The 2,140-nt window shown below is 61.6% G+C and carries 1 pseudogene; it reads right to left on the minus strand.

Annotated elements, in window-relative coordinates:
* Window positions 1-2,140: pseudogene (locus BWR59_RS31625) on the minus strand (type IV secretion protein Rhs); the annotation flags it as partial.

Raw genomic sequence — 2,140 nt, forward strand, 5'->3', positions numbered from 1 at the left:
GGTGTTGATCTGGCCCTGACTGCGCAGCACTTCGCGGTGCAGGCGATCGCGCTCGAARTCRCTGATGACCAGGCCATCGAGGTTGATCTGGTGCAGATGGCCGCTGCCGTAATACAGGCGGTTGAGCCAGCGGCCGTCGGGGACCTGGGTTTGCGTGAGGTTGCCCAGTTCGTCGTAGTGGTGTTTCAGCGAGCCGTTTGCGCTGTGTTCTTCCAGCAACTGCCCGAGGGCGTCATAGGCAAAGCCGAGTTTCTGCTGCTGGCCTTCTAGATCGGTAAAAGTGACTTGCGTCAGTTGATCCAGTGCGTCGTAGTGGTAGTCGGTGCGGCCATCAGTGGTGACTTTGGCGCTCAGCCGCCCGAGCGCATCGCGTTCAAAGCGCTGCACCAGCGGCTCACGGGTGTCCTGTTCGCTGTCGGACGGCGCCGGGAAGTGGTGCAGCCGAAGTGGATTGCCCAGCGCGTTGTACTGATAGCGCTTTTGACTGCCATCCAGATCCTGCTGCGCGATCAGCTGATCTCCTGCATCCCAGGCAAAACGGTAACTCTCACCGTTTTCATTGGTCAGCGATTGCAGGCGGCCATAAGCATCGTAATCAAACCGCACCTGCCGCCGATGAGGATCCAAGCGCTGCCGCACCTGACCCCGGCGGTTGTAGTGATAGCGGGTCGTGTCGCCCGCAGGATCCGTATACCCCGTCAATTGCCCGCTGGTGTCGCGCTGGAAACGCTCGACCCGTCCGTCCGGCAATGTGCGCTGTAGCAGACGACCCCGGGCATCGTGCTGATAAAGCGTCTGCTCGCCCAAAGCATTGTCGACGCGTCGCAAATGGCCCCGCGCGTCGTACTTGAACCATGTCCGGTAACCCGAGCAATCGGTCTGCGCCTCGATCTGGCCCAGGTCATTCCAGCGCAGCTGTTTGCGTTTGTCGGTGGCATCGATGATCTCGATGACCTGACCGCGCTCATCATGGCGATAGCGGGTGATGTGCCCCAGCGGGTCGACGGCGTGCGTGCAGTTGCCTCGGGCGTCATAGCGGTACTGCCAGCTGTTGCCGGCGGCATCGGTCTCGACCTTGGGCAGCGACCAGTGYTCCAGCCACAATGTCGAGTCGATGCGCCCCAAGGGATCTTCGATTGAACTGAGGTTCCCGGCCTCGTCATAGCGGTAGCACCATTGCCCGCGCTGCGGATCAATCGCGCCGAGCAACTGGCGCTCGTGGTTCCAGAAAAACTGCCAGGTCTGGCCGAGGCCATCGGTGTAGTCGGTGATCTGGTGTTGTGAGTTCCAGCGGCGAGTGCTGACTCGGTTCAGACCATCAGTAACGGTGGTCAGCCGGGCGTCGAGGTCGTAATCAAACGCATGAACATCACCGTCATCGGTCCAGTGGCGCACCACTCGCCACTCACGACCCCCCACCCAATCCCACTCATAAAAACAGCGCAGGCCAGTGGGYAACTGGTGCTCGACCATCCGCCGTTCGTGATAGACGAAACGACGCACGACATTGTCCAGACCATCACGCACCTCGGCCAGATCGCCCAAATGGTCATGGCCATAACTCACCAGCGTCTCGCGGGTTGCATCGGCCAGGACCCGCTCGATCCGTTCCACCCGCCGCGGCCAGCGACCCGAATACACCAGCGCCACCCGCGGCACATCGTAGGTATCGCTCAGTTGCGTCAGCCGACCCTGATCGTCGTAATCCASATGAATGCGGTTGTCGTTACGGTCGCCCAACTGATTCAGGCGCAGAAAAGACGAGTCTGCCAACGGCGGCTCGAACAACCGATACACCCCATCCTCACTCTCGATCAGCAGCCAGCCGCTCTCATCGCCCAACTGATTCAGGCGCAGAAAAGACGAGTCTGCCAACGGCGGCTCGAACAACCGATACACCCCATCCTCACTCTCGATCAGCAGCCAGCCGCTCTCGTGACGGCGTACCACCAGCCCTTCGCCGGCACTGAACGCCGCACCGTCCAGCGGAATGACCCCCAGATCGATCGAGCGCGCCTGCTCATCGACATAGGTCAGCCGGTCGCCACCGTCCGGGTGCGGCTCGATGCGCACACCGACCTCAAAGCCCACGCTCCAGCCCGCGCCGAACAGCCCGTCACGCCGTTCATCGCGACTGTTG

The organism is Pseudomonas sp. Bc-h, from assembly GCF_002080045.1.
Lineage (GTDB): Bacteria > Pseudomonadota > Gammaproteobacteria > Pseudomonadales > Pseudomonadaceae > Aquipseudomonas.